Genomic DNA, 24,692 nt, shown 5'->3' with positions numbered 1-24,692 from the left:
ACCTGATGCAACAAAGCCTCCACGCCGTTACGCTTGTCGTGCCGGATTACGATGATGCCATCGCCTTTTTCACGCATACACTCAGCTTTTCCCTGACGCAGGACATCGACTTGGGCGCTGGAAAAAGATGGGTCCGCGTAAGCCCACCCGGATCCACCGGGGGCTCACTTCTACTCGCCAGGGCCATCGATGCAGATCAGAGAACCGCAATCGGCAACCAGACAGGTGGTCGGGTCGGCTTCTTTCTGGAAACAGACAATTTCGACCGCGACTATAAGGACATGCTGGCCAAAGGCGTCCATTTCGAAGAAGCCCCGCGCCATGAACCATATGGAACCGTAGCAGTCTGGCAGGACCCGTTCGGAAACAGATGGGATCTGATCCAATTCACCTGATCCGCATCTTCATCTGGCCAAAAATACCTCGGGGTTGAATTGACCGCAGGCCAAGAAGGGGCTGGCCCCTTCTACCTACAAACAAAGCAAAGGGGGCCAGCTGGCCCCCCTTTTCATTTGAACACCTGATCTTTGATCAATTCGGGATCAGATCCGGCACGATGGTCACAATCGCAGGGAAGAACCAAAGGATTCCGATACCTACCACCTGGATCAGCACAAACGGTACAATCCCACGATAGATATGGCCGGTCGTCACTTCTTTCGGCGCGACCCCGCGCAGATAGAACAGCGCAAATCCAAAAGGTGGCGTCAGGAACGAGGTCTGCAGGTTCACCGCCACCATGATCGTCACCCATTTCGGATCAAAAGACCCGCCATAGATTACCGGGCCTACAATCGGGATCACGATGTAGATGATTTCCAGGAAATCCAGTACGAACCCAAGGAAGAACAGCACCAGCATCACGATCAGGAAGACTGTGAATTCATTGTCAAAGCTCTTGAGGAATTGCTGGATATAGTGCTCACCGCCAAACGAGATCACCACAAGGTTCAGCAATTGAGACCCGATCAAAATGGTGAACACCATTGAGGTCACCTTGGCGGTTTCCCGCACCACCGGGGTCAGCACGCCGCTGGAATACAGAACCCAGCAGCCGAACAGCAAACCGAACAGGGCATACAGATAGGCCGCATAGGCTATGATGAAGGCAATCCAGGTTTCGGCCGAGGCGCTGCTCTGATTGATGCGCAGATCAAAATTGACCCCCATCAACAGGGCAATGACCACGGCGAAGGTGGCCCAGATGATGACCTTGCCGGACCGCTCCTGATCTTGCAGCTTGCGATAGGCCGCCAGCATGATCGCACCACCTGCGCCCAAAGCCGCCGCCGGTGTTGGGTTGGTCACCCCACCCAGGATCGACCCCAGCACCGCGATGATCAGAACCAGCGGAGGAAAGACCACCCGGATCAGATCATTGGTGGCACAGCGCGCCGCAGCCTCTTTGCAGCCATAGATGGCCAAGGCAAAGGGCAACGCCAGCATCACAAAGGTCAACCCTGACGACGTTGTTGGCGACACGAACAGAATATCGACAAGCAACATCAGGATCAGACCAATGGACCCAAGGATCAGCGGCTGTGGCGACCGTGACGGCGCAATGCCCCGACCCAGCACAATGGTCAGACCCAGCAACAGAACCATCACCGCAACACCCGTTCCAATCGGAGCGGCGTTGGCAATCTTCTCTTGCTGCGCGGTGGCCAGTTCTTCCTCGGTCAGACGGGTCGATTCTGCGGCACCACCTGCGTCATCAATGGCCGTTTGCTCGGCCACGGCCTGATCCCAGGCGGATTGACCATGCAGCTCAATCATCGAGGCTTTGCAGGTTTCGGAAACGTTGGTCCGCAGCGATGCGCCCTGCCCGATATCAGAGAAAGCCGAGACCGAGACGTTCTGGCTGCCGATAACCCCCAAATTGCCCAGCAGAACTGTACCCACGATCAGCGCGACAGGCGCACCCAGCAACCAGGTGAAACCTTCTGAACGGGTAATGGGCTCTCCGCTGCCGCCGGTCATGGGCACCGCAGGCGCCTTATGCGGGTTGAGCAGCGCATAGCCAAAGGCATAAAGCGCATATAGCAGCGCCAACATGATCCCTGGCAGCAAGGCGGCCTGGAACAAAGTACCGACCGAGACAACCGCAGGCTCACCCAGATAGGTCAGTGCGTCCGTGCATCCTGCGTCAACCGCGCGGGTCTCTTGAGCCGTCGAATACAAGTCACCGGCCAGCGTTCCCAGCAGAACAATCACGATCGAGGGCGGGATGATCTGCCCCAGCGTACCTGAAGCCGCAATGACACCCGTCGCCAATTCAGGCGAATAGTTGTTGCGCAGCATGGTTGGCAGCGCCAGCAAGCCCATGGTTACAACGGTCGCGCCCACGATCCCGGTTGAGGCCGCAAGAAACGCCCCCACGACCACAATCGAAACGGCCAGACCACCCGGCAACGGTCCAAAGACGCGCGCCATTGTGGTCAGCAGATCATTGGCGATCTTCGACCGTTCAAGCGTGATGCCCATCAGCACGAACATCAAAACCGCCAGAAGGGTTTCAATGGACTGACCGGCCAGAACACGCTCGTTCATGCGGTTCACGATGAACGACACGTTGCGGTCCAGAGCGGTTTCCCAGCCCGAGACAAAAACAGGCTCGGCAATCCTTGGTAAGTCCGGGAAGCGGAACACTGATATGGTATCGGGTTTAACCCCCGTGCTGACCAGATCCTGATACGCCGCAGAGCCGGTGTCGATCGCCTGGTGAATCAGCAAACCTGCGCTGTCCAATGCGGCGATGATGCCGAATGAGATCACTCCTGCCCCGCCGATGGCGAAGGCCACCGGAAAACCGGATAGAATACCTCCGAAGAGGCAGAAAAATACGATAATGAGGCCTATCTCGACGCCATCAAGTCCGAATAGCATTGTCTGATTCTCCGTCCCTAATGCGCGCCTTCGTAGGCTTCTTCACCCTCGCCAAGGCTGTCCTTGTCGAGGTATTTTCCAACACTTTCCGGGCCTTCCACATATTCCAGATACGAGCGGTACAGGAATGCAATCGCGTGCAGGAACACCATCGCTGCGAAGGCGATCAGCAAGATCTTGAACAGGAAATAGCCGTTGAATCCGTTGGGGCTGAACCCGATGGTTTCCACGTTCCAGCGCAGCGCGCGGGACTTGGCCACCAGCCGGTCCAAAGTATCACTGGCCGAGGGCTTCGGCACGATCAGATGCCGCCACATGAAGTACCAGCCATACATCCAGGTCAGCACCGCCATCGGCATCATGAACAGTATGGCACCACACATGTCGACCACACGTTTGGCGCGGTGGCTGATGCCGGCATAGATTAGGTCAACGCGGACATGGCCGCCCTGTACAAAGGTGTAGGTGCAGCACAGGCACACGACCATGGCGTTATACAGTTTCAGCTCTTCAGCGAACCAGCTGATATCCATCTGAAACGGGATACCCAGCCCAAAGGACATATCCGGGCGGGTAAAGACCCGCTGCATGAACACGATGATGATCTGCTGAACCACCATCAAAAGGCCTGCCCAGGCGAAGAAACGCCCCGTCGTGTTGGCAAAGCCTTCAAGCCCGCGCACCATCGCCCACATGAAGTTGCGGTAGTAAAGACCAATGGCCGTCAACACTAGAAACAGCGTGAAAACCACAAAGAAGAACTCGACCGACCCGCCGTAATAGACAAAGCGCATGACTGCTTCTTTGTCCGACCAGTCTAGCCAGAGTTGCGGATGCGTGATGGCGTATCCGAAATTAATGAAGGCTTCGGCAATGTTCTGAATGAACCATATCAGTCCATTCCACAGGGCGCCGAAGAACGAGATACCGTTTTCGTCCTGCATGTTGTCCCCAGGTCGCGTCAGTTGCACATTTGAGAGTTACAGTTTGTCCGACCGTCAGATGCGCAACGGGAATGGCTCCCCCGACATGCGGGGGAACCGATTTCAAAGATCGAAGTGACTTAGCCGCGAACGCGGTCGCGCTGCGAGGTGTAGACACCCGACGACAGATTGTTCCAGGCCGAAGACGCGGCCATGGATTCCATCGCGCTGTCGTGGATGCGCTTGAACAGCTCGTCGCCCATGTTCTCGTCCAGGACTTCCTGGCTTGCGGCACCAAACGCGTCCCAAACGCTGTCCGGGAACTCCATGACCTTGACGCCACCTGCCTGCAGACGCTGCAGCGCCGCGCCGTTGTTGGCCAAGAATTGCGCCAGGTTCCACTGATGGCATTCACCTGCGGCGATCTCGATGATCTTCTGCTGCGAGGCAGACAGGCTGTCATAGACCTCGCGGTTGGTTGCCAGCGAAAGACCCGCACCCGGCTCATGGAAGCCCGCGGTGTAGTATGTCTTGGTGATTTCCTGGAAACCGGCTTTTTCGTCAGCCCACGGACCGATCCACTCGGTTCCGTCGATCGCGCCGGATGACAGCGCCTGATACACTTCGGAGCCCGGAATGTTCTGTACGGATGCGCCCAGTTTACCCAGAGCTTTACCGCCCAGCCCCGGCATGCGGAACTTCAGGCCGTTGAAATCTTCGGGGCTGTTGATCTCTTTCGAGTACCAGCCACCCGCCTGCGCACCGGTGTTACCAGCCAGGAAGGATTTCAGGCCAAAGATTTCGCCCAGCTCGTCATGCAGTTCCATACCACCGGCATGGTAGTACCAGTTCACCAGTTCCTGGGCGGTCATACCAAACGGAACAGCGGTAAAGAATGCATAGCCCGGATGCTGACCCACAAAATAATAGTCTGCCGCGTGGTACATGTCGGCCTGACCGGATGATACCGCGTCAAACACTTCGAACGCGCCAACCAGCTCACCGGCTGCTTTGATCTCAACGTTCAGGTTGCCGTCCGACATGGTGGTGATGCTGTCGGCGCAGCGCTGCGCGCTGTCGAACACACCTGCAAGGCCACGGCCCCAGGATGTGACCATGGTCAGCGTGCGCTTGCCCTGTGCATAGGCCGGTGCCGCCAGCGTGGTCGCTGCAGCAGCCGAGCCGCCCAGTGCGGATGTTTTCAGAAATGAACGACGGTCCATATGAGTGATCCTCCCCTTCATAATCATGACCCGGATTGTCCGGGCCTGTCGTATTCAACAGCGGCAAGACTAGTCACAAGGAAGTGAAAGGGAATACCTACTACTGCGTAGAAACGCGGCTTTCTGCGCGAATTGCACAGGCAATAACGGTCCAATCATAGCAAAACAGGGATTTTTGGTGCCGTTTTCCCGCCAGACGCCCAATCTTTTTGCAATTTTGCTGTGGCTTGCGTATCGATTCGTCCATGCAAAGACTTCGACAACTGGTCTCGTTGACCTATGCTCAAAAGCTGTCGCTGGTGGCGGCGATCCCGCTGGTCGTGGCGGTGGCCGCGATTGCGGTGATGGTTGCCTATGAGGCGCGCGCCACTGCCGAGCGCGAAATTGAAGCACTGGAACGCTCTTTGATTCAGGCCAAGAAGGAAGAGCTGCGCAACTATGTCACACAGGCGCGCAATGGGTTTGCCTATATCTACGGGCGCGCGGCTCCGGATGACACAGCCGCCAAAACTCAGGTCGCGCAAATCCTGTCGGCCATGATCTATGGGCAGGACGGGTTCTTTTTCGTCTATGACTATGACGGCACCAATCTGGTAAGCCCCCGTCAGACTGAGTTCATCAACCGAAATTGGGAGGGTCTGACCGACAGCGACGGCACACCGGTGGTGAATGAGTTCATTCGCCTTGCTCGTCAGGGTGCGGGTTGGCACAGCTTTATGTGGCAAAAGCCCTCGACCGGGGAAGAAGCGCAGATGATCGCCTATGTCGTCGGCCTTCAGGATTGGCGCTGGGTCGTGGGCACCGGGGTATTCATCGATGACATTGTTGCCGCAGTTGCCAGCGCACGGGCCGAGGTTGAAGCGCGCGTGCAGCGTACCTTCATGTATATCGGTGCCATTGTTCTGGCCGCTGTTCTGATTGTCTTTGCCTCAGGCATGTTGCTCAACATCCGCGAAAGACGTCTGGCCGATGCCAAACTGAAACAGCTGACCCAGCGGGTATTCGACGCGCAAGAGGAAGAGCGCGGCCGTGTGGCACGCGAGCTTCATGACGGGATCAGTCAGATCCTTGTGGGCGTGCGCTTTGCGTTGGACAACGCCCGCCGTCGCCTGTCGCGCGGCGATGATGTGGGCGCGCATGATCCACTGGACAAGGGGATCGAGCATCTGGGAACCGCCATCAGCGAGGTCCGCCGCATCAGTCGCGACTTGCGCCCCGGCGTGCTGGACGATTTGGGCCTCGGCCCCGCGCTTGAGGCTCTGACAGATGATTTCCGCGAGAGAACCGGGATCGAGACCGATTTCTCGACCGTTGTTTTCCGCAACCGGCTGGATCAGGATAGCAAGATCGCCCTCTATCGCATTGCCCAAGAGGCCCTGACCAATATCGAACGCCATTCCGGTGCCACCCATGTCACCATCGATCTGCGCGGGCACAAGAAAGGCGCAACCATGCGAATAACCGACAATGGCCGCGGTTTGCACAACTCTCCGGGTCGGGGCAGTACCGGGATTGGGTTGCGCAATATGCAGGAACGGATCGAGCAACTTGACGGATCGCTGCGTATTCTGTCATCACGCGGCCACCGCAGCGGCACAGTGATCGAGGTCAGCCTGCCACTCAGCCACCTGTTGCCGCCACAGGAAGACGCAACTCCGAACCGAAAGGCCGGTACATGAGCGACCAGACGATCCGGGTCCTGATTGTCGACGATCATCCAATGGTGGCCGAGGGGATCCAGTCGATCCTCGAAAGCTATGATGACATTACCGTGGTCGGGACACTCAGCAGCGGAAAGAAAGCGGTTGATCAGGTTGCCGATCTGAAGCCTGACGTCATCCTGATGGACCTGAACATGCCCGGGCTAAGCGGTCTGAGCGCAACCGAGATCATCCTTGAACGCATACCGGACACCTGCATTCTGATCCTGTCCATGCATGACAGCCCCGAATATATTTCGACTGCTCTCAGCCATGGTGCAAAAGGGTACGTGCTCAAGGACGTCCCAACGGATGAAATCAAAAAGGCCATCGACGCCGTCATGCGGGGTGAACAATACTTGTGCACGGGCGCAAGCGGTTCCCTCAAACCCAAAGGCGACACAACGCGCGAGGCTTTGACCGGGCGCGAGCAGACGATCTTGCTGGAGCTGGCACAAGGGAAATCGAACAAGGAAGTCGCCCAAACACTTGATATCTCAGTGCGAACGGTCGAAACCCATCGCAAGAACATCAAACGAAAATTGGGCATATCCTCAACTGCCGGCCTGACCCGCTATGCGCTGGAGCACGGCGTTCTACAGGGCACCAGCCCAGGGTTCTGATCCCGTAGCGCGGCACGCGCTGCTCGGCCTAGCCGCCGCAGGCAGGCGGGCAACGGGCGAGAGCACTCTTAGTTACCGTCAATCCAGAAGGGCGTCGCGCCGGACTCCTTCCTTGTCATGGTGATGCTGAAGAACACGCCCATATAACTGACGGGTCCGTTCCACCCCACCGCACATGCCTTCGGTTTCGACAAAAGAAAAGATCCCGACATATCGTCTGCGCTCTCCTTTCACGGGAGCGACCCGGTGCAAGGAATAGCGCCCTTTGAAAATCTGCAGATCCCCTGGGTTCAACACCAACTGGTGCACCCGTGTCCGATCACCGCCCAGAACCGCAGAAACAGCCGCGAAATTCTCATCCTCGGCGCTTCGCAGGTTGGGGGCATATTCGAATTCACCACCGAATTCTCCATTCTGAATGGCCAGCGTCACGGTGTAGTTGTTGGTGTCAAAATGCCAGGGAAACCCCTGCCCTTCTTCGACCACGTTGATGATGACATCAGCCAAAGGATCATCGTAGCGAAAGAACCGGTCTTCGGACTCGTTCAATGCCGTTCGAATGAAAGGTAAAAAACCAGCGAACTCATAAATACGTCGCAGCGGTCCGGATTTGGAAAAACTGTCCGCTGGCACAAAGGCATTCGACCGATCATAAAATCGACGCACCGGATGGCTTGGCGCCAATGCCGGGTCGTCTTTGGTGAAATACGGATTCGTTCGGCTAAATGACCTATGTGCACCAACGGCAGTCTTATCGGCTTCTTTCAGCAAACGCGCCACGCCATCCTCGTGTACGAAACCTGGAAGAACAGCACAGCCGTCCCGATCCAGCTCGCGCCTCAGATCACCTATCAGCTGCTCATATGCCCATGAACCGGGGCGGTCTATCGGGTATCGCCCGAGATCAACCAGATCCTGCAACATGTTCGGCCTCCCTCGCCACTGCAATTAAGTCCAGCGTGACTCAGCCTAAAATCACGATCATGCCCGTTTCGGACATCGGCATGACGCATTTCGACACTTCCGTGCCACTCGCCAAGCATTGCAAAGGGCCGAAAATCCCGAAAGTTCCGAACATGCGTCAAAATGCGCAATAAAATGTCGCAAAATACCACCCAGAAGTTAGAAAATTGGTGCAATTGCCTGTTGACGCCCCTTTCCACCGCCCATAATGTCCAACCCACGCAAAAAGGAGCCTCTGGCGATGAGAACGCTAGTCGTAATCGTAGGAACCACGCGCATGGGCCGGTAACGGTAAACCATAATCGAACCCATGCGCCTCCGAAAATCTCGGGGGCTTTTTTTATGCGAAACGCAAGACACATGTCGCGAACGGAGCAAAGCAGATGACACGTGAGATGACCGGCGCAAAGATGGTAGTTCAGGCCCTCAAGGATCAGGGCGTGGACACGGTATTCGGATACCCCGGTGGCGCCGTGCTACCGATCTATGATGAGATCTTTCTGCAAAACGACATTCGCCACATTCTGGTGCGTCACGAACAGGGTGCGGTTCACGCCGCCGAAGGCTATGCCCGCTCGACCGGCAAGCCCGGCGTTGCGCTTGTGACCTCGGGCCCCGGCGCTACCAATGCGGTGACCGGGCTGACCGATGCGCTTCTGGACTCGATCCCGATTGTTGTTCTGACCGGACAGGTTCCGACCTTCATGATCGGCTCGGACGCCTTTCAGGAGGCTGATACCATTGGCATCACACGCCCCTGCACCAAACATAACTGGCTGGTAAAGGACACGAATTCGCTGTCCGATACCTTGCACGAGGCGTTCCATGTCGCCACCTCGGGCCGTCCTGGCCCGGTCCTGATCGACATTCCCAAGGACGTTCAGTTTGCATCCGGAGAATACAGCGCACCGAAACCATCTACCTCACACTATCAACCTGTCCTGAAAGGTGATCTGGAAGAGATCACCGAGCTGGTTGCTGCGATTGAGACCGCGAAAAAACCAGTGTTTTACACCGGCGGCGGCGTCATCAATTCGGGCCCGGCAGCCAGCCAGTTGCTGCGGGAACTGGTAGACGCAACAGATTTCCCGATCACTTCGACCTTGATGGGCCTGGGCGCCTATCCGGCGTCTGGCAGGAATTGGCTGGGCATGCTGGGCATGCACGGGTTGTATGAGGCCAATCTGGCGATGCATGATTGCGATCTGATGATCAATATCGGCGCTCGTTTTGATGACCGCATCACTGGTCGGATCGACGCGTTCTCGCCCGATTCCAAAAAAGCGCATATCGACATCGACCCGTCTTCGATCAACAAGGTGATCCGCGTTGATATCCCGATTGTTGGCGATGTGGCCCACGTGCTTGAGGACATCCTCAAGGTCTGGAAATCGCGCGGTCGCAAGACCAACACCGCAGCTATTGCGAAATGGCAGGAACAGATCGGCGAATGGCGCAAGGTGAACTGCCTGGCCTATACCAACAGCGAAAAGACCATCAAACCGCAATACGCGCTGCAACGCCTTGAAGAACTGACCAAAAAACATGACCGTTACATCACGACCGAGGTTGGCCAACACCAGATGTGGGCCGCTCAATACCTTGGCTTCGAAGATCCCAACCGCTGGATGACCTCAGGTGGTCTGGGCACGATGGGTTACGGGTTCCCGGCCTCGATCGGTGTTCAGATGGCACATCCCGACGCGCTGGTGATCAACGTGGCCGGTGAGGCCTCGTGGCTGATGAACATGCAGGAAATGGGCACCGCTACGCAGTATCGCCTGCCGGTGAAACAGTTCATCCTGAACAACGAACGCTTGGGCATGGTGCGCCAGTGGCAGGAACTGCTGCATGGCGAACGGTATTCGCATTCCTGGTCCGAAGCGCTGCCTGATTTCGTCAAGCTCGCCGAGGCGTTTGGCGCCAAGGGTATCTTGTGTTCTGACCCCGCCGATCTGGACGATGCGATCATGGAGATGATCAACTATGACGGCCCCGTGATCTTCGACTGTCTGGTCGAAAAGCACGAGAACTGCTTCCCCATGATCCCGTCGGGCAAGGCCCATAACGAGATGCTGCTGGGCGAGGCCGAGACGCAGGGCGTGATCGATAGCAAAGGTTCGGTTCTGGTATGACAGCGCAGATGATCAGTTTTGACGCAACGCGCTTCCAGCCTACGCCGGACGAGTTGAACGAAGAAGCTGATGATTTCATCAATCCGGATGTGTTTGGCAAGGAACTCAGCATCTTTCTGAGTGAAGAGCTTGCCGCATCCGGGTTTGAGGTTTCCTTCGCCTGTGCCGAGGACTGGGGATGGTATCACGAAATTGATCACGACGAGCCGTTTGCCCTGGTTTTCGGCTGCTCAAACTATGGTGATGGCCATCTGGTTCAGTTCTCACCAAAGACCGAGCATGTGAGAAAGATGTTCAAGAAATACCACGCAGCCCCCAAGGTGGATGCATTGCGTGGCGCAATTTGGAAAATTCTGGAGAATGCCGAAGGTGTATCGAACCTTCGCTACGAAGAGGACTAGCTCAGCATGTCTGCCCTACATATCAAAAAAGGCTCCACCCGCCATTCGGCCTATAACCTACGACCCACGTTTTCCGACGTACAGGAACGCCATACCATCGCAGTTCTGGTCGAGAATGAACCGGGGGTTCTAGCCCGCGTCATCGGCCTGTTCTCGGGCCGTGGTTATAACATCGAAAGCCTGACCGTCGCCGAGGTGGACCATACCGGCCACCTCAGCCGCATCACCATCGTCACCACCGGCACCCCGCAGGTGATCGAACAGATCAAGGCGCAGCTGGGCCGGATCGTATCGGTACGCGACGTGCATGACCTGACGGTCGAAGGCGCGTCGGTCGAGCGGGAATTGGCCATCATCAAGGTGGTCGGCGACGGCGACAAGCGGGTCGAGGCGCTGCGTCTGGCCGATATTTTCCGTGCCAATGTCGTGGACAGCACGTTGAATTCGTTCATTTTTGAGATCACTGGCGCACCTGACAAGATCGACGCCTTTGCCGATCTCATGCGCCCACTGGGTCTGATCGAAATCGCCCGGACCGGCGTTGCAGCCCTGTTGCGCGGCGATTGACCAAAACTGCCCCGCCGGCGCATCCAGTTGGCGGCGGGGTATCGGCAATACCCAATTTGCAAGATCACAATACGCCAAACGTGAACATCAACGTCACATTTGCCTAAAAAGTTTAAGCTAAATCAGAATTAACCTATTGCGTCTGTGCATCATCGCGTTAGCCTTCAAGGGTAGCGCGGCGTTGGGATGCGTCCGCTGGGTCATCTGTACGATTTCAGACAGCGCCTGGTTTGTTGGCCAGTTGTGTCGCGGTTATTCGGAATACACACAAGTACCGGGACGAAAATGACGAACGACAGCCGCAGCCCCGACGACCTACGCAGGATGTTCGGCGCCAATCTGAGAACTCTTGCTGGACAATATAATTCAGTTTCCGAGCTGTGCCGCCAGCTTGGAGTGAACCGAACTCAGTTCAATCGCTATCTTGGCGGCGAAAGCTTTCCCCGACCCGATGTCCTTGACCGAATATGCCGCTTTTTTGATGTTGATGCTCGGATTTTGCTCCATCCCTTGGATCAGATTGACCAACCGTCCAAGCACCCGGCTGCCGTCGCCCTGACTGAGTTTCTAGGATCCACCCCAGCCACCTTGACTGAAATTCTGTTTCCCGGCGGGTTCTATTATGCGACCGAGACAGAACTTGATGGCACAAAACCCCTGAGGCACAGGCTTTTTCACGCCCGAAGGTTACCGCAATGTACTTTGGTGAGAGGGTTTGAACCAATTTCCGAGACACCCGGAGCATCAGTCGCAGAGCGCGAAGTCCAGGGTATCGTGGCTTGTGCCGGGCGGCAGATTTATATGCTCATGTCCTGTCGTGCGTCTCAGAAAAGTAGGATCTATCTGGTTACACGTGGAATTGAAAATCAAACAAACTGTTGGCGCGGTGTCGCAATTTGCCTGTCAAAAACTACAGCTACAGCAACGACGACACGGCGGATATTGCTCAGACATTTAGGGGACGACACCTCGACAGTCCTGGCCGCCGCGCGCATTGCACGCCGACCAGAAGTCATGGCCCGCGCTTGACAACGATCCTGGTGTGTTAACCCGCGATTTCCCCGCCCTGAGAGATCAGCCAGTATAGGTGCCAACTGGCGTGCCCCAATAGCGGCAGTACGATCAACAAGCCGAAAAACCAGGGAATCATTGCGGCAAACGTCAGAACCGCAATCAGCGCGCCCCACCCCAGCATCAATCTGCGGTTTGCGGCCACATAGCTATAGCTGGCAATCATTGCGGTCACAAAATCCAGCTCTCGGTCCAAAAGCATCGGAATTGAAAGCACCGTGATCATGTAGAGGATGGTCACAAAAATCGCGCCAACAGCTGTTCCAACCGCCAACATCGTCAACCCGTTTGATGTAAGGAACACCTCAAGGGACGAAGACACATTGGTCATGGTCGATAGCCCCATAAAAAGGGCAAAGATCATGTGGCCAAGAAAGAACCAGAACAGAAACATCACAACGATGATGGCGCAGATCGAAGGTAACTGACGGCGGCTTTGACTCAGGATTACGCCAAATATGGCCCGAGAATCCAAACCTTCACCCTCTTGAATGCGCCGCGATACCTCATACAGCCCCACCATGGCAAAGGGGCCCAGCATCGGGAAACCGATTGCGGCCAAAATCAGCCAATAGGTCGTTCCGGTCGTGAGAGTGACCCAAACCATCAGCCAGCCTATCAATACATAGAACCCGGAAAAGAGCAGCCCAAAAAGCGGAGCGCGGCGAAAATCGCTCCAGCCTCGCCTTAGGGCCTCGTGCAGCATTTCGACATCTACCCGCCCCATGTTCGGAACACCAAACTGTTTGTCCATGGCTTTTATCCTTCGTATCCGGTCGATTTTCAGGCGGGTCGTTTTTGCGGCCAACTGGTGGCAGAATGATAAGCAGATCCGATGGACAAAATGCGAGAGTCCGCTCCGCGCGGACCAAAGATCTGCATTCCCATCGGCAAGCCTTCGGATCCAAATCCAACAGGAACCGAGAGGCAAGGCAGTCCGATCAGGCTGACCGGCACCACGACCTGCATCCAACGGTGATAGGTATCCATCCGGGTGCCGTTGATTTCGGTGGGAAATGCAAGCTGCAAGTCGAATGGCCAGACCTGGGCCGACGGCAGGATAAGCGCATCATAGTCCTGGAAAACTTCGGTCGCACGTCGGAACCACTCGGTTCGCACAACACTGGCACGATGGACCTGCATCGCTGTCAGCGCCAGACCACGGTCCAGTTCCCATTGCGCAGTATCCTTCAGTGACGCGCGGTGTTCTGTCAGAGACGCAAGACCGGCCGCCACGCTCCACGAACGCAATGTAATCCAGCTATTCCACATCTGGTCTGCGTCAAAGGGTGGTGTGAGGGGTTCGACCTTGGCCCCGAGTTGAGTGAACACCTCGAGCGCGTCACGGCAAATCTCGCGGATACCAGGTTCGAATGGAAAGGCTCCGCCCCAGTCATCCAACCACCCGATACGCATTCCGGTCAGATCTGCGGGTTGGACCGGAGACACGGTTTCCCCCGGATGACCCAAAGGTTGAGACGGATGAGTGCCGCTGATCACATCAAGCAATAGACCAATATCTTCGGGGCTCCGCGCCATCGGGCCCAATGTAGAAAGCTGGTGCAAGTACCCGTCACCGTCGGGTTCGTTTGGCACCCGTCCCCAACTGGGCCTGAAGCCATAGACGTTGTTCCATGCCGCAGGGTTGCGCAGGCTGCCCATCATGTCAGACCCATCGGCCAGCGCCACCATGCCAGACGCCAGCGCGACCGCTGCTCCACCGGATGAACCGCCGCAAGTACGCTCGGGGTCATATGGATTGCATGTCACGCCATATACTGGATTGAACGTATGTGAGCCCAACCCGAATTCCGGGGTATTGGTTTTACCGATCAGGATTGCCCCGGCCTCTTTCATCCGCTGGGCTAACAGATCGTCTGTTTCCGGAATGAACCCATTCAGGATTGGTGATCCTTGGGACGAAACGACGCCCGCAACATTCACCAAGTCTTTGACGGCAATCGGCAGACCATGCAGCGGACCACGGTTTGGTCCGGCATCAACAGCACGGGCCTCGGCCATCAAATCATCAGGATCACGCATTGCCACGATTGCATTCAGGCGCTCGTTCACTGCGGCGATCCGCTCTAGCGTCAGTTGCATCAGCTCAGCCGCCGATAAACGCCCAGAGGACAATGCACTCAACAATTCGGCAGCTGTTATTTGGCCTAGATCCATCCCTGGGCTCCACCTTTTTGGTCAGCCTAGCCGGAGCGTATCCTCATTTAAACCCTCAGTTTGAATGCATCTTTTTTAGCAAAGACCACCCGAAGTCACTTGGATCGAGACTCAAAATGCAAATTGCTGTCGTGCCCAAGAAAGTGTTTTACGCACAAAAGGATGGAAAGGACGCTTAACACAAGCCAGATGCCGCCCCACATCATGGTCGTGCCGCCGAATTCTTGGGCCAGCATGTAGGCATCCGAGCGGACACCCGAGCGCCGGATCGTGTCATCAAAGATATCATAAGGCACATAGATCACGCTGGTCAGCCCGATCACGCGTAAAGCCAGATCACAGATCGGCCGACTTAGATAGAACGCCATGCCGATCATTACCGCCCCAACACCTGCACAAAACGCCATGGCAAAGGGATCGCGAACATAAAGCGCTGTTACCAACAGCATCACGCCGCCAAATCCACCCAGCACCGCCCGGTCCCAATGCGTGCGCAATGCTATCAGCAACAACCCCATCCCTAGCGCCAGCGACCCGAGATAACCGGCGGACAGGCTGAAGAATCTTTGCCCACCACGCGCTGTGACAAGACCACCCTGCTGCGGTGAGATCGAGAAGCTCTCGACCGAACCACCGGTTAGGACGACGGTTATCGCGTGCGACAGCTCGTGCAGGAAAACGATGAGTATCTTCAGAGGCACCACAATCGGCGTAGACCAGAACACAAACACCAAAGCGACAAGCGCAATCAGTTGCCAATGTCCTTTAATCAGCTTCATCATGGGCATCGAACGCGCTGCTATCAGCCTTCGCCCTGCGCTTCGGAACGGCTTTTTCCGGCCACGTTCAAGGCCAGCGTGGCGGCCATGAACCCGTCAAGATCCCCATCCAAAACCCCCTTGGTATCCGAGGTTTCATGGTTGGTCCTCAGGTCCTTCACCATTTGGTAAGGCTGCAGAACATACGACCGGATCTGGTTGCCCCAGCCCGCATCGCCCTTGGCCTCGTGGGCTGCGTTGATGTCAGCATTGCGGCGGTCCAGCTCTTGCTGGTACAGGCGAGATTTCAGTGCTTTCATCGCAATATCACGGTTCTGGTGCTGGGATTTCACGGATGATGTAACAACGATCCCGGTCGGGATATGCGTGATCCGCACGGCCGAGTCCGTGGTGTTCACGTGCTGGCCTCCTGCCCCCGAGGACCGGTAGGTGTCGATGCGAATCTCGGACGGGTTGACCTCGATCTCGATATTGTCGTCCACCACCGGGTAAACCCAGACCGAACTGAACGAGGTATGCCGTTTGGCCGCCGAGTCATAAGGTGAAATTCGCACCAGCCGATGCACGCCGCTTTCCGATTTCAGCCAGCCATAGGCGTTGTGGCCAGAAATTTTGTACGCCGCGGATTTAATACCCGCCTCTTCGCCCGAGGTCTCGGATTGCAGCTCGACCGTATAGCCCTTTTTCTCGGCCCAGCGGACATACATCCGCGCTAGCATCGAAGCCCAGTCGCAGCTTTCGGTGCCGCCTGCGCCCGAATTGATCTCGAGGAAGGTGTCGTTGCCGTCGGCCTCTCCGTCCAGCAGCGCCTCAAGCTCTTTCTTGGCGGCTTTGGCTTTTAGCTTTCTGATCGCCTCTTCAGCGTCGGTGACGACCTCTTCGTCCTCTTCCATCTCGCCCAGTTCGATCAATTCCATATTGTCGCTGAGGTCGGTTTTGATGGATTCATAGATTTCAATAGCATCGACCAGCATCTGCCGCTCGCGCATCAGTTTTTGCGCATTCTCGGGGTTGTCCCACAGGTTGGGATCCTCAACCCGGGCATTGAATTCCTCAAGGCGATGGGGTGCGGTTTCATAGTCCATGCGCTGCGCCAGCAGCTCTAGCGACTTTTCAATTTCCGCCACGGTATTCTGGGTTTCGGCGCGCATGGTTACGTCCCAACTTGCTCAATCAGGCCTGCGTGATAGCAAGAGCGTGGGGCCACCACAAGACAGCGGAGACCTGAATGCATATCGTTCCGGGTGATATCATGGATTGCTGGGGATTATGCCGTGCCACTCTGATCGCCGAAGCCCAGCATGCGTTAGTCTGGAAAGTTCACGCGCGGGATTATGGGTCGGCCGCGCTAAAGTTATACCACCGCGCAGATCGCGGGAACGAAGCTGCTTCGACCAGGCTTTTGTCGCTTTGGCAGGATCGTGGCGCGGTTGCCATTTATGCCGAAGCGGGCAAAGCCGTATTGATGGAGTGGTTGGAGGGTCCGACACTGGGTGACATCGCGCGTGACGGAAACGCTGAAAGCGCGCTGCAGGTTTTCTCGGAGATGGCCCACCGCCTTCACCAAAAGCCCACGGTTGCGTTCGACGAGCTGCGACCATTGCACGAGGTATTCAATCCACTGTTTGATTGCACGTTTGCCCGCGATTGCCCTGATGCACTACAACGCGATGTGATCCGCGCAACGGAACTGGCATCAAACCTTCTGACGAGCCAACCGCAGGTGGTGCCGCTGCATGGTGACCTTCACACCGATAACGTAATTCAAACGCCTTCAGGGGCACGGATAATTGATGCAAAGGGGTATCTGGGCGATCCTGCTTTTGAACTTGCAAACGCACTGCGGCATCCCAAAGGTATGCCCGATCTGGTTCGCAGCCGCGACCAGATCGAACGCTGCCTCCAGCTTTACTCCGGAGCGTTAGGTGTGTCGCGGAAACGTCTTGCCCAATGGGCCGCTGCAAAATGTGCGCTATCCATCATGTGGCGCGGCCATGGGATAGTTTCAGCTGCGCCCGAGGCGACGCTCTTGAATCTGTTGTTGCGCGCGGCGGATCAGTAAAGCCCGCCGCCCTGCAAATCGCCTTGGCTGGCATTGGGACCCACAGTGATGGTGTCGCCGGTCGAGGTGGTCACCTGACGGCCCGAGCTGTTGACCTCTTCAAACAGCGGCAGGTCGGAACCCATCGCAAATCCACCGTCATAGATGCGGTCGATAAAGCCGTCGGCGCCATCGCGGAAATACTCGGCCACGACAAAGTCTCCGGACGCATCAGATGGCAAGCGTGCACCGCTGAATCGGTCAATTTTGATAAAGTGACCACCCGGTGGCACCTCGAACGGACCTCCGCCGTATTTCTCGACAGCTGTCTCCATGAAGCTTTGGAACACGGGACCGCACAAAGTGCCGCCATACGCGCCCCGGCCCATCGGGCGCGGACGGTCGTAGCCGATATAGCAGCCAGCAACGATGTTCGAAGTAAAGCCGATGAACCAGGCGTCTTTGGATTCATTGGTTGTCCCGGTCTTACCTGCGGTCGGCACAGGCAGATTGATAACGCTGGATGCCGTGCCGCGATCTACGACACCTTTCATCATCGACGTCAGCTGATAGGCGGTAATCGCATCCATGACCTGACTGCGGTTTGTCTCGATCGTGGGGGATTCATCAGGTTCCAGCCAGGCCGAATTACAATCCAGGCACTGGCGGTCATCGTGGCGATAGATTGTCTTGCCGAACCGATCCTGAATACGGTCAACCAGAGTGGGTTCAACCCGCTCGCCGCCATTTGCGAACATCGCATAGGCCGCAACCATCTTGTACAGCGTCGTCTCTTCGGACCCCAGCGAGTTGGCCAGGAAAGCACCCATCCGGTCATAAACGCCAAAGCGTTCCGCGTATCCGGCAACCACGGGCATCGTGACTTCTTGCGCCAGACGGATAGTCATCAGGTTCCGCGACTGTTCAATCCCGGTACGCAATGGCGTCGGCCCGTAGAATTTGTTGGTCGAATTCTTGGGTCGCCACAGGCCCTGCGGTGTGTTCACTTCGATCGGAGCGTCGACCACAATGGTCGCAGGGCTATACCCGCTGTCCAACGCAGCGGCATAGACGAAAGGCTTAAAGCTTGACCCGGGTTGACGCTGCGCCTGCGTGGCACGGTTGAACACAGAATCCTGATACGAGAATCCGCCCTGCATCGCCAAAACTCGGCCCGAGTTCACATCCATCGCAACAAAGCCGCCCTGAACCTCGGGGACCTGACGGGCGGACCATTGGCCTTCTTCCCCGGCCATCACCAGAATGACGTCACCGCGTTTGAAGTTGTCGAAGAAGCTGCCCTGCATCCACTTGATGTCCGAGCGCGGGATGATGCCGTCAGCCGGACCATTTTCAATGCCGACGGTCAGGGCCTGCTCACCGACATCCAGTACTACGGCGGGATACCACTGCGTAGGCAGAACCACATCACGGGGGATTTCCAGAATCGCCAAGGTCTCACGCCACTGCACCTCATCCGCCAGTATTTCTTCGGCGATCACTTCGTCGGTCCCGTGCCATTTTCCACGAGACCGGTCGTATTTCTGCAGCGCCTCGCGCAGGGCGTGCGCGGCTTTGACTTGCATTTCCTCGTCCACAGAGGCGCGGACAGTAAAACCACCTGTAAAGAACTCGCCCTCGCCGAAATCTTCGCTCAGCTGGCGGCGGATTTCGTCGGTGAAGTAATCCCGCGGCGGTAAGGCGGTGCGGAAACTTTCGAAATCACCATTCTGGACAGACCGCAAAGGCATCTCGACCTCGGCCTCATAGGTCGCCGTGTCGATATAACCGTTTTGGTTCATCTCGCGCAGCACGTAATTGCGCCGGTTCACAAGGCGTTCTTTCTGCCGAACCGGGTGATAATCCGACGGCGCCTTGGGCATAGCCGCCAAAGTGGCGGCCTCATGCGGAGCCAATTCCTGAAGGGTCTTGTTGAAATAGGTTTGCGCTGCTGCGGTTACACCATACGAGTTCTGGCCCAGAAAAATCTCGTTCATGTACAGTTCTAGGATCTGTTCCTTATCCAGCGTATTCTCAAGCCGTGTGGCCAGGATGATCTCTTTGATCTTGCGCTCGGCCCGACGGTCCCCCGACAACAGGAAGTTCTTCATTACCTGCTGTGTGATCGTCGATGCACCCCGTACATTCTCGCCCTTGGACTTCACTGCCTCGACACCAGCGGCAATAATCCCGCGCGGATCATAGCCCTTATGGTTATAGAAATTCTTGTCTTCGGCCGAAATAAAGGCCTGCTTAACCAGTTCGGGGATTTCTTCTGACGGGGTGAACAGACGGCGTTCCTGCGCAAATTCGTCGATCAGCTGACCCTCGCCAGAATAAATCCGGCTGATCGTGGGCGGTTTGTACTGCGCCAGGGATTCGTGACTGGGCAGGTCGCGCCCATACATCCAGAACACCGCGCCGATAACCAGCGCAGCCATAAAAATACCCAAGGTCACGAGGCTGAATATCGCCCCGAAAATCGAAAGAATGAAACGGATCACGTTACTGCCTTTTGCTCGCGGTGCCGCCTATATAGTGTCGCACCTGTGCAGGGTCAAAACACCATGGCCAATAATAGCCGGTTTGCGCCACGGGGTCACTGTCCAATCAGGGATCGTTTTACCATATCGTCCTGGCGCCATTTCTCTAGCCCATCCCGAATACCGCGCGCCATTCCCATGCGCCACTCCTGATTTCGTATATTTTTCAAATCTCTAGGGCTGGAAAGGAAGCCAAGCTCAATCAGAACGGAAGGAATATCCGCTGCCTTCAGAACCGAAAATGAGGCGGTGCGAATTGGCTTGTTGTTCATCGGACCGCCCTGTTGCGTCATTCCATTCGCCAGCATTTGTGCCAACGCATCCGTACGCGGCCTGGTTTCCTGACGCGCAAGGTCCAGCAGAACATCTGCAACCTGATCATCCGCACCGCTCAGATCGACGCCCGAAATCAAATCACTGCGGTCGTGCCGCTCGGCCAGTTTGTGGCTTGCTACATCCGAGGCATCTTGAGACAGCGTATAAACGGCCGCGCCATGAGCCCGCCCTTCTGTCAGAATGTCGGCATGTATAGAGATGAACACATCTGCACCTGCACGGTGTGCCAATGCAATACGACGTTCAAGAGAAACGAACTGATCATCGGTCCGCGTCATCTCAACCTCGTATCCGCCCGTGCGCAATAGCATCTCGCGCAGCTCTCGGGCAAAGGTCAGCATCAGCGTTTTCTCATCATCACCGTCAACTTCGGCGCCGGGATCAATTCCTCCATGCCCGGGATCCAACATGACACGCAAAGTTCCGTTGCCCTGCCCCCTAGGCGTGACAGATGTTACCGCCGGTTCCGGCAAATCCCAGCCGGTTTGCCGGGGCGTGCCAGCGCTGGCTGCGAAACTGTCGAAATCTGTCCCTTGCAGCCCAAGCGTCAAATGCGCGGCCCCAGTCGCAGAGTCCACTCGCATATCCGCCGTCTCGACCATCAGAGGCGCGCCCAACTCTAGCACCATGCGGGACCAGCCCGGTACGTAAGAGCCGAACTGCACACCACTGATACGACCAGTCTGTAGAAAGCGGTCACGATCAAGACCGGTCCAGTCTACCTCCTGGAAATCCAGGATCATCCGATACGGGTCGCGCAGGGTAAAAACGCGATAAGGCACCCCCTGGCTAAGCCCAAGCTGGATGCTTACACCGGACCGCCCGTCATCAACAATCGAACTTTGGTCTGGCAAAACACGGGCGAGTGCGCTGAAATCCTGCGCAACGGCGGTACTGCCTAGCGCCCAGATCAGCGCGATGGCGTAGATAATTCTGCTCATGGCCTCAAGTTTTCCCGAGATCGATTGAAGCGCAGCCTACCCGACCCGCACTTGGATGTGAACGCTTTAGGCTTGGGCAGAAATCAAGCCCCGATCAGCCATGAAACGCTGAAGCCGCCGCAGCCCCTCTTCGATATCCCCAGTCGAACGTGCATAGGAAAAACGGATGGTGCCGTGCCCGCGCTGAGGATCGAAATCCAGCCCCGGAGTGACCGCCACGCCGACCTTATCCAAAATCTCAGCCGCAAAGGCACGGCTGTCGTCGGTCAGGTCAGACACATCGGCGTAGACATAGAATGCCCCATCAGGTGGCGCGATATTGGTGAAACCGGCTTTGGGCAGACCGTCCAGCATCAGCGCCCGGTTCCGCCGATAGACATTAAGATTGGCCTGCAATTCCTCATCACAATCCATCGCCGCCAGCGCTGCCACCTGGCTGGCGTGAGGCGCGCAGATAAACATGTTCTGCGCAATCCGCTCAACGGCGCGCACATGATCCTCAGGCACAACCATCCAGCCAACGCGCCAACCTGTCATAGAGAAATACTTGGAGAATGAGTTGATCACATAGCACTCATCTGTCAGCTCCAGCGCGGTGACGGCTTTGGCTTCGTATTCCAGACCGTGGTAAATCTCATCACTGATGAAAGACGCACCCTGCCCCTGAGCGGCCTCGATCAGCGTCCCCATTGCGGAGCGATCCAGCATGGTGCCTGTCGGGTTGGCGGGCGAGGCCACCATCAGTCCCTGCAAATTTAGCCCTGCGAAATCGGCTGGCACCGGCTGCAGGCGGTGTTCCGGAGCGGTGGGCAGATCAACCGCGACCAGCCCCAGGGCCCGCAATATCTGCCGATATGACGGATAGCCGGGGGCCCCAATACCCACGCGATCCCCGCTGTCGAACAGCGCGGTGAACGCCAGCAGAAATCCGCCTGACGAACCGGGGGTTACCACCACCCGTTCGGGATTGAGATCGACATTATACCACTCGCCATACATCTGCGCGATCCGGCGGCGCAGTGCTGGCAGACCCAATGCAACGGTATATCCCAGCGGGCCTTGCTCCATTGCCTTAGCCAATGCCTCGGTCGCCCCTTTGGGTGCGCCGGTTCCAGGCTGGCCGACCTCCATGTGGATGATGTGGCGGCCAGCTTCTTCGGCTTTGCGGGCAGCCTCCATCACGTCCATCACGATGAACGGATCGACCCCGGACCGGGTTGAGTTTCGCATGGCCATCTCCCATGTTGCAATCATGGCTTTTGAACGCGTATCCAGGCTGGCGTCAATCCCAGCCCTGTTGCTGTTTGCAGTGACTTGGCTCGTAGGCGCTGTTCAGGCCCAAAGCCTGATCCGTGATCCAGATATTGAACACGGTCTGCGAGAGTTGGCCTTTCCCGTTCTGCGCGCCGCCGGTCTGAATACCAACCGGGTCCAGATACTGGTGGTCAATGACAGCACGTTCAATGCCTTCGTTCTGGATTACAATGCGATCTATCTGAACTATGGGCTAATTCTTTCAGTTGAAAGCCCCGAGATGTTGCAAGCGGTTATCGCACATGAGGCGGCCCATATCGCCAACGGGCACTTATCGCGCCGTTACGAAAACCTGAATGCAGCACGGCAAAAAGCCGGGCTTGGGACGGCTTTGGCACTGATTGCTGCAGCTGCTGGCGGCGGCGAGGCCGCATTCGGAATTGCAGCCGGTACTAATTCGGCAGCCCTGCGCAGCTTTCTTGGCCACACCCGCGCTGAAGAGTCCTCGGCGGATCGCAGCGCAGCAAGCTATTTACGTTGGGCCGGCATCTCGCCCAGTGGCATGGTGTCTCTGCACCGTAAATTCGCGGGGCAAGAGCTGTTAAACACGGTCAACCAGGACCCATACATGCGATCACACCCCACCAGCCGCGAGAGGCTGCGCGCCGCCGAGGCGTTTCTGGAAGAGTTCGGCGATAAAGCCAAACCCAGCCAGAATGCCGATTACTGGTTCGCAAGGGCGAAAGGTAAGCTTTCGGCCTTCATCCGCTCGCCCACATGGACGATGCGGCGCGCCAAAGAAGAATCCGCCCAGGACATACGACTGATGCGCGAGGCAGCAGCCCACCATCAAAACCGTGATCTGACCAAAGCGCGCGCTGCGATTGATGGTGCTTTGGCAATCCGGCCCAATGACCCCTATTACTATGACCTCAAAGGCCAGATCATGCTTGAAAACCGTCAAGTGGCTGATGCGGTAGCAGCATATGGCAAAGCCGTTGAATTGGCGCCGAATAACCCACTTATCCTAGCCGGATTCGGGCGGTCCCTGTTGGTTCAAGGTAAGACATTGGAAGCCTTGGCCATTCTTGAAAAAGCACGGGCCAGAGATTTTCGTAACGCAAGATTGATGCAAGACCTGGGTGCAGCTTATGCCAAAACAGGCAATACTGGCATGGCATCGGCGGTTACAGCCGAAAGATATGCCCTGCAGGGCCGTTTGGATGACGCCGGTATTCACGCGAAACGCGCGGTTGCGCAGTTGCCGGTCGGATCACCGGGTTGGCAACGGGCCCAAGATGTGTTGATTGCGTTTGAACAAGCAAACAAGAGTAATTCGAAAAGGAAACGGAAATGATCCTCAGACACGCTGCACCAGCCCTTCTGGGGCTTTCCCTGATCGCAGGATCGGCGCAGGCCCTGGACCTGAGCCAGCTGACCGACGCCGAAAAACAACAATTCGGAGAGCAGGTACGCGAATACCTCCTAGAAAACCCCGAAGTCATCATCGAAGCGATCAACATTCTGGAACAACGCAACGCCGTGGAAGAAGCGCAGGCGGATAAAGAGCTTGTCGCCAGCAATGCTGATGAGCTTTTCAACGACGGGTACAGCTGGGTGGGCGGCAATCCGGACGGAGATATTACTCTGGTCGAATTCATGGACTATCGCTGCGGATATTGCCGCCGTGCGGTTCCCGAAGTGGCCAGCCTGCTGGCCGAGGATGGCAATATTCGGCTTGTGATCAAAGAGTTTCCGATCCTCGGAGACGCGTCGATGATCTCATCCCGCTTTGCCGTTGCCGCCAAACATGTTGCCGGGGACGATGCCTATAAACAGGTTCACGATGCCCTGCTCGAATTCACCGGGGAACCGTCGCCGGTTACTTTGCGCCGTATCTCGGACGGGCTGGGTTTAGACAGTGACGCGATTCTGGCGGCAATGGACAGCGAACAGGTCACCGAGGAAATCCAAAAGACCCGTGAATTGGCGCAGCGGATGCAGATTTCGGGCACGCCTTCGTTTGTGCTGGGCACCGAAATGCTGCGCGGGTACCTGAAAGCAGATCAGATGCAGCAAATTGCGAATGCCGTTCGCGCCGAGCAAGGCTGATTTGGCAGGCCGGTTC

21 protein-coding genes are annotated in these 24,692 nt (G+C 56.7%); 10 read left to right on the top strand and 11 right to left on the bottom strand.

The features are described 5' to 3' along the window. Positions 1 to 5: 5 nt before the first annotated feature. Positions 6 to 395, top strand: a complete 390-nt coding sequence (locus AC2FJV_RS04995) for a VOC family protein (protein ID WP_496693418.1) — start codon at positions 6 to 8, stop codon at positions 393 to 395. A gap of 136 nt (positions 396 to 531) precedes the next feature. On the opposite strand, the gene AC2FJV_RS04990 is transcribed toward AC2FJV_RS04995, so the two are convergent. From AC2FJV_RS04990 to AC2FJV_RS04980, 3 genes are all read right to left on the bottom strand, one after another. Then, positions 532 to 2,886 (bottom strand): TRAP transporter large permease, encoded by a 2,355-nt coding sequence (locus tag AC2FJV_RS04990; RefSeq protein WP_281971950.1) that lies wholly within the window; start codon positions 2,884 to 2,886, stop codon positions 532 to 534. A 17-nt stretch (positions 2,887 to 2,903) separates the two neighbouring features. Further along, a complete protein-coding gene (locus AC2FJV_RS04985) occupies positions 2,904 to 3,830 on the bottom strand; it encodes a TRAP transporter small permease subunit (protein WP_271947526.1) in 927 nt (308 codons plus the stop codon). Between the two features lie 119 nt (positions 3,831 to 3,949). After that, positions 3,950 to 5,032 carry a TRAP transporter substrate-binding protein gene (locus AC2FJV_RS04980; RefSeq protein WP_142633295.1) on the bottom strand — a complete coding sequence of 361 codons (1,083 nt, stop codon included), beginning with the start codon at positions 5,030 to 5,032 and terminating at the stop codon, positions 3,950 to 3,952. A 245-nt stretch (positions 5,033 to 5,277) separates the two neighbouring features. Between AC2FJV_RS04980 and AC2FJV_RS04975 the strand changes: the two genes are divergently transcribed. Together AC2FJV_RS04975 and AC2FJV_RS04970 are read left to right on the top strand one after the other, a co-directional pair. Then, positions 5,278 to 6,711: a cache domain-containing protein gene (locus tag AC2FJV_RS04975; protein WP_496712888.1), complete on the top strand. Its 1,434-nt coding sequence runs from the start codon at positions 5,278 to 5,280 to the stop codon at positions 6,709 to 6,711. Then, on the top strand, positions 6,708 to 7,355 hold the full coding sequence (locus AC2FJV_RS04970; protein WP_142633290.1) for a response regulator transcription factor: 648 nt from the start codon (positions 6,708 to 6,710) through the stop codon (positions 7,353 to 7,355). The genes AC2FJV_RS04975 and AC2FJV_RS04970 overlap by 4 nt, the downstream gene beginning before the upstream one ends. 78 nt (positions 7,356 to 7,433) lie before the next feature. Here AC2FJV_RS04970 and AC2FJV_RS04965 read toward each other — a convergent pair whose 3' ends face one another. Then, complete coding sequence (locus AC2FJV_RS04965) at positions 7,434 to 8,279, bottom strand: HalD/BesD family halogenase (protein WP_142633288.1); 846 nt, start codon at positions 8,277 to 8,279, stop codon at positions 7,434 to 7,436. Positions 8,280 to 8,701: 422 nt separating this feature from the next. On the opposite strand from AC2FJV_RS04965, the gene AC2FJV_RS04960 reads away from it, so the two are divergent. The 4 genes from AC2FJV_RS04960 to AC2FJV_RS04945 all read left to right on the top strand — a co-directional run bounded on the left by AC2FJV_RS04960 (position 8,702) and on the right by AC2FJV_RS04945 (position 12,450). After that, positions 8,702 to 10,453 carry an acetolactate synthase 3 large subunit gene (locus AC2FJV_RS04960; RefSeq protein WP_496688368.1) on the top strand — a complete coding sequence of 584 codons (1,752 nt, stop codon included), beginning with the start codon at positions 8,702 to 8,704 and terminating at the stop codon, positions 10,451 to 10,453. A gap of 8 nt (positions 10,454 to 10,461) precedes the next feature. Continuing rightward, positions 10,462 to 10,854, top strand: coding sequence for a hypothetical protein (locus AC2FJV_RS04955; RefSeq protein WP_142633284.1), 393 nt, complete (start codon positions 10,462 to 10,464; stop codon positions 10,852 to 10,854). A gap of 6 nt (positions 10,855 to 10,860) precedes the next feature. After that, positions 10,861 to 11,421 carry an acetolactate synthase small subunit gene (ilvN, locus tag AC2FJV_RS04950; RefSeq protein ID WP_142633282.1) on the top strand — a complete coding sequence of 187 codons (561 nt, stop codon included), beginning with the start codon at positions 10,861 to 10,863 and terminating at the stop codon, positions 11,419 to 11,421. A gap of 186 nt (positions 11,422 to 11,607) precedes the next feature. Next, complete coding sequence (locus AC2FJV_RS04945; protein ID WP_342781989.1) at positions 11,608 to 12,450, top strand: helix-turn-helix domain-containing protein; 843 nt, start codon at positions 11,608 to 11,610, stop codon at positions 12,448 to 12,450. A gap of 16 nt (positions 12,451 to 12,466) precedes the next feature. On the opposite strand, the gene AC2FJV_RS04940 is transcribed toward AC2FJV_RS04945, so the two are convergent. The 4 genes from AC2FJV_RS04940 to prfB all read right to left on the bottom strand — a co-directional run bounded on the left by AC2FJV_RS04940 (position 12,467) and on the right by prfB (position 16,600). Beyond that, a complete protein-coding gene (locus tag AC2FJV_RS04940; RefSeq protein ID WP_496712886.1) occupies positions 12,467 to 13,246 on the bottom strand; it encodes a DUF2189 domain-containing protein in 780 nt (259 codons plus the stop codon). 29 nt (positions 13,247 to 13,275) lie between these two features. Beyond that, positions 13,276 to 14,670, bottom strand: a complete 1,395-nt coding sequence (locus tag AC2FJV_RS04935; protein WP_496712884.1) for an amidase — start codon at positions 14,668 to 14,670, stop codon at positions 13,276 to 13,278. A gap of 95 nt (positions 14,671 to 14,765) precedes the next feature. Then, positions 14,766 to 15,449 carry a M50 family metallopeptidase gene (locus tag AC2FJV_RS04930; protein ID WP_496712882.1) on the bottom strand — a complete coding sequence of 228 codons (684 nt, stop codon included), beginning with the start codon at positions 15,447 to 15,449 and terminating at the stop codon, positions 14,766 to 14,768. Between the two features lie 23 nt (positions 15,450 to 15,472). Further along, positions 15,473 to 16,600 (bottom strand): peptide chain release factor 2, encoded by a 1,128-nt coding sequence (gene prfB / locus AC2FJV_RS04925; RefSeq protein ID WP_142633271.1) that lies wholly within the window; start codon positions 16,598 to 16,600, stop codon positions 15,473 to 15,475. Between the two features lie 77 nt (positions 16,601 to 16,677). On the opposite strand from prfB, the gene AC2FJV_RS04920 reads away from it, so the two are divergent. After that, positions 16,678 to 17,511, top strand: coding sequence for an aminoglycoside phosphotransferase family protein (locus AC2FJV_RS04920; protein ID WP_496712880.1), 834 nt, complete (start codon positions 16,678 to 16,680; stop codon positions 17,509 to 17,511). Here AC2FJV_RS04920 and AC2FJV_RS04915 read toward each other — a convergent pair. From AC2FJV_RS04915 to AC2FJV_RS04905, 3 genes are all read right to left on the bottom strand, one after another. Next, entirely contained in the window at positions 17,505 to 19,994 is a 2,490-nt protein-coding gene (locus AC2FJV_RS04915) for a penicillin-binding protein 1A (RefSeq protein WP_281971944.1), read from the bottom strand. The two genes, AC2FJV_RS04920 and AC2FJV_RS04915, sit on opposite strands and share 7 nt — an antisense overlap. 95 nt (positions 19,995 to 20,089) lie before the next feature. Next, the gene (locus AC2FJV_RS04910) at positions 20,090 to 21,310 is read right to left on the bottom strand and encodes an N-acetylmuramoyl-L-alanine amidase (protein ID WP_142633265.1); all 1,221 of its coding nucleotides are present in this window, start codon (positions 21,308 to 21,310) and stop codon (positions 20,090 to 20,092) included. 66 nt (positions 21,311 to 21,376) lie between these two features. Next, positions 21,377 to 22,540 carry a pyridoxal phosphate-dependent aminotransferase gene (locus tag AC2FJV_RS04905; protein WP_496712989.1) on the bottom strand — a complete coding sequence of 388 codons (1,164 nt, stop codon included), beginning with the start codon at positions 22,538 to 22,540 and terminating at the stop codon, positions 21,377 to 21,379. Here AC2FJV_RS04905 and AC2FJV_RS04900 point away from each other — a divergent pair. Together AC2FJV_RS04900 and AC2FJV_RS04895 are read left to right on the top strand one after the other, a co-directional pair. Continuing rightward, positions 22,539 to 23,921, top strand: coding sequence for a M48 family metalloprotease (locus tag AC2FJV_RS04900; RefSeq protein WP_496712878.1), 1,383 nt, complete (start codon positions 22,539 to 22,541; stop codon positions 23,919 to 23,921). The two genes, AC2FJV_RS04905 and AC2FJV_RS04900, sit on opposite strands and share 2 nt — an antisense overlap. Then, complete coding sequence (locus AC2FJV_RS04895) at positions 23,918 to 24,676, top strand: DsbA family protein (protein WP_271947549.1); 759 nt, start codon at positions 23,918 to 23,920, stop codon at positions 24,674 to 24,676. The genes AC2FJV_RS04900 and AC2FJV_RS04895 overlap by 4 nt, the downstream gene beginning before the upstream one ends. Positions 24,677 to 24,692: the final 16 nt, after the last annotated feature.

Source organism: Ruegeria sp. CDSA241, from assembly GCF_059611265.1.
The sequence above is the reverse complement of the archived record's forward strand: the minus strand, read 5'-3'. Positions and strand labels throughout refer to the sequence as shown.

Bases quoted from the DNA above. Each gene is read 5' to 3' on its own strand.
- AC2FJV_RS04995 (WP_496693418.1), top strand. From the start codon at position 6: ATGCAACAAAGCCTCCACGCCGTTACGCTTGTCGTGCCGGATTACGAT.
- AC2FJV_RS04990 (WP_281971950.1), bottom strand. From the start codon at position 2,886: ATGCTATTCGGACTTGATGGCGTCGAGATAGGCCTCATTATCGTATTT.
- AC2FJV_RS04985 (WP_271947526.1), bottom strand. From the start codon at position 3,830: ATGCAGGACGAAAACGGTATCTCGTTCTTCGGCGCCCTGTGGAATGGA.
- AC2FJV_RS04980 (WP_142633295.1), bottom strand. From the start codon at position 5,032: ATGGACCGTCGTTCATTTCTGAAAACATCCGCACTGGGCGGCTCGGCT.
- AC2FJV_RS04975 (WP_496712888.1), top strand. From the start codon at position 5,278: ATGCAAAGACTTCGACAACTGGTCTCGTTGACCTATGCTCAAAAGCTG.
- AC2FJV_RS04970 (WP_142633290.1), top strand. From the start codon at position 6,708: ATGAGCGACCAGACGATCCGGGTCCTGATTGTCGACGATCATCCAATG.
- AC2FJV_RS04965 (WP_142633288.1), bottom strand. From the start codon at position 8,279: ATGTTGCAGGATCTGGTTGATCTCGGGCGATACCCGATAGACCGCCCC.
- AC2FJV_RS04960 (WP_496688368.1), top strand. From the start codon at position 8,702: ATGACACGTGAGATGACCGGCGCAAAGATGGTAGTTCAGGCCCTCAAG.
- AC2FJV_RS04955 (WP_142633284.1), top strand. From the start codon at position 10,462: ATGATCAGTTTTGACGCAACGCGCTTCCAGCCTACGCCGGACGAGTTG.
- ilvN (WP_142633282.1), top strand. From the start codon at position 10,861: ATGTCTGCCCTACATATCAAAAAAGGCTCCACCCGCCATTCGGCCTAT.
- AC2FJV_RS04945 (WP_342781989.1), top strand. From the start codon at position 11,608: ATGCGTCCGCTGGGTCATCTGTACGATTTCAGACAGCGCCTGGTTTGT.
- AC2FJV_RS04940 (WP_496712886.1), bottom strand. From the start codon at position 13,246: ATGGACAAACAGTTTGGTGTTCCGAACATGGGGCGGGTAGATGTCGAA.
- AC2FJV_RS04935 (WP_496712884.1), bottom strand. From the start codon at position 14,670: ATGGATCTAGGCCAAATAACAGCTGCCGAATTGTTGAGTGCATTGTCC.
- AC2FJV_RS04930 (WP_496712882.1), bottom strand. From the start codon at position 15,449: ATGAAGCTGATTAAAGGACATTGGCAACTGATTGCGCTTGTCGCTTTG.
- prfB (WP_142633271.1), bottom strand. From the start codon at position 16,600: ATGCGCGCCGAAACCCAGAATACCGTGGCGGAAATTGAAAAGTCGCTA.
- AC2FJV_RS04920 (WP_496712880.1), top strand. From the start codon at position 16,678: ATGCATATCGTTCCGGGTGATATCATGGATTGCTGGGGATTATGCCGT.
- AC2FJV_RS04910 (WP_142633265.1), bottom strand. From the start codon at position 21,310: ATGAGCAGAATTATCTACGCCATCGCGCTGATCTGGGCGCTAGGCAGT.
- AC2FJV_RS04900 (WP_496712878.1), top strand. From the start codon at position 22,539: ATGGCCATCTCCCATGTTGCAATCATGGCTTTTGAACGCGTATCCAGG.
- AC2FJV_RS04905 (WP_496712989.1), bottom strand. From the start codon at position 22,540: ATGCGAAACTCAACCCGGTCCGGGGTCGATCCGTTCATCGTGATGGAC.
- AC2FJV_RS04895 (WP_271947549.1), top strand. From the start codon at position 23,918: ATGATCCTCAGACACGCTGCACCAGCCCTTCTGGGGCTTTCCCTGATC.